Source organism: Chryseobacterium indologenes (assembly GCF_001295265.1).
Classification (GTDB): Bacteria; Bacteroidota; Bacteroidia; order Flavobacteriales; family Weeksellaceae; genus Chryseobacterium; species Chryseobacterium indologenes_A.
The window spans coordinates 1-2,137 of sequence record NZ_LJOD01000044.1 but is presented as its reverse complement, the minus strand read 5'-3'; the positions used below and the strand labels follow the sequence as shown (position 1 = coordinate 2,137).

At 30.4% G+C, this 2,137-nt stretch carries 4 protein-coding genes; all 4 read right to left on the bottom strand.

All coding sequences use genetic code 11. The features are described from left to right. Positions 1-49: 49 nt before the first annotated feature. Positions 50-538, bottom strand: a complete 489-nt coding sequence (locus AOB46_RS22585; protein WP_062703650.1) for a hypothetical protein — start codon at positions 536-538, stop codon at positions 50-52. Positions 539-968: 430 nt separating this feature from the next. Then, positions 969-1,481 carry a hypothetical protein gene (locus AOB46_RS22580; RefSeq protein ID WP_062703648.1) on the bottom strand — a complete coding sequence of 171 codons (513 nt, stop codon included), beginning with the start codon at positions 1,479-1,481 and terminating at the stop codon, positions 969-971. A gap of 98 nt (positions 1,482-1,579) precedes the next feature. Continuing rightward, the gene (locus tag AOB46_RS22575; RefSeq protein WP_062703645.1) at positions 1,580-1,864 is read right to left on the bottom strand and encodes a hypothetical protein; all 285 of its coding nucleotides are present in this window, start codon (positions 1,862-1,864) and stop codon (positions 1,580-1,582) included. A 63-nt stretch (positions 1,865-1,927) separates the two neighbouring features. Beyond that, the coding region (locus AOB46_RS23765; protein WP_206542274.1) for a hypothetical protein at positions 1,928-2,137 on the bottom strand (210 nt) is incomplete at its 5' end.

Here is a 2,137-nt window from a genome sequence, read left to right as displayed (position 1 = left end):
TAAGTTCCTGCAACCTGCTGCTCTACAAAAGTCTCTCCGAAAGGTAAATTTACAAAAAATTGGGTTGCAACAGCATTGGCATCGGTAACAAATGTCGCTGTTCCCAGGTGGTCCCATGGAGATAATACAGCCCCGTTTGAGCCGAGTTTCTCGCAAATTCTTTTTCTATGGTTCCCGTTTCAATTCTCGCCTTATCAAGATAAGACTTAAATTCACCTTCCACATCCGGCATTTGTTCAGCAGCCCTGTTTTCCTGAACATTCACAGCCGAATTTCCAAATAAACCCGGATTTTCTGATAAACGGCTTGCAATTCTCTGGCTGCCCGCATAATAATGCTTGGTATAGGTGTCATCCGAACTTACTACCACATAAGGATTTGGATAAACCTTATAATTATTGAGTACCATTGCTCCCTGATCGATTAATGCACCATTCTGGTATAACTCTGAACCATCCTGAAGATTACCTTTAATGGTACGCTCTCCTTTGTCATCATATATATAATAATGGAACGTTCCCTGAATGCATTTTTTCACAGCTCTTAGTCGATCCTGCTCATCCCAATAGAAATACTCGAGAACACATTTTTATCTGAATTGGTATATTGAATTATATTCTGTTAGTGTCGTTTTTTAAAATATTATCAAGTTCCGGTATTAAATAGAAAACATTCGGAAAAGTTAATCCAAATGTTTCTGTTTTTTCTGTTAAAAAGTATAAGAATTGTGTCCTTAAAAAAGGTAGCAACTCCGTTTGAAATAAATCAGACATTCAAATATCTTTTTTTACAAATTCCTCCTAAAAAGAATCCGCTATATTCTACAATAATCAATTCGAAAGTTCGAATGCATTGATAGAGAATCACTTGTATTATCTCATCTTTCCTAACTCTCTTTTTTTCAGACTCTTAATTCATCCTATAAAATCTCTTTTTTTTTGTAAAAGTGAAAAGAGCAGCCTCTTTCTTCACTTCACACTATCAAGTATTCCATATCTTTCATTAAAACCAACATTAATTAATATGGGATTACTTAAGACTGGCGAATATATACCTGTATCTATATATCTATTTGTACGCATACCACAATATGGAGTATTTAATCTTTCATATAAGGAAGTATATTCGATAAACTCTTCTTCAAATACTAAATCATCCCAATCATCGTAAATTAATATACAAAACTTTTGAATTATTACTAATTTATCGATAAAACTCAATAACATAGGAGTTTTTGAGTTGTTTCCTAAGAATTTTTCTAATAATTCACGTGATATACTCTTATCATTACTATCACATAATATTCCAAAACCTATGAATTTCTTTAAAGACGCTAATGGTTTTATATATTCCTTAAAATTTGAAGAGAAAAACTCATAGTCATCCCATCTTATTTTTAAATTCGGGATATCTAACAATATATCATTTATAAGATTTTTGTCTTCATAATGATATATACATATAATTATTGTTGGATTCATTTTTTAGTATTTATATTACGGATAATAAAAACAAATTACCACACGAAAGGATTCGTGCAGTAGAGAGGGGTTCATCATAATTATTCAACATAGATCACTTACCAACTAATTTCCCATAAAGGAGTTTTCAAAAATTCATTCGGAAGTTCTATTTTATTTGTAAATTGAACTTTTCCAGCTTCAAAAATTTCAGACATTGAAGGTAATACTCTATATTTTTTATCTTTTACAACAAAAGGTATAAAACTTTCAAAAGTTAACTGGTTAGCTTCCTTATTTAAAACCTCAGTTTTCTGCTCTTTATTGCAACTCAATAAAAACACACAGATTAGATATAAAATAATATTCTTACTTAAATTATTTTTTAACATGTTGATGACCATTATTTATAGGTTTTCTAGAAAGCAAGAGGCTGCAAGGTAATGCAACCTCTTGTTGGAAATTTTTTAATTAAAGATTTCAGATATTTTTTCATCTGTTTTGTACTCCTTAATAAAGTCTTCTAAACTATTCTTTAGAATTTCTAAGGTCAAATAATCATTAGAAGAGGATTGAAAACGAATAATGGCAACCCAATCCGGATAATTAGTTGTTTCGTTATAAATCAATTTATCAAAACTTCTACTAATTAAGTACTTATTAAATTCTATTTTAAA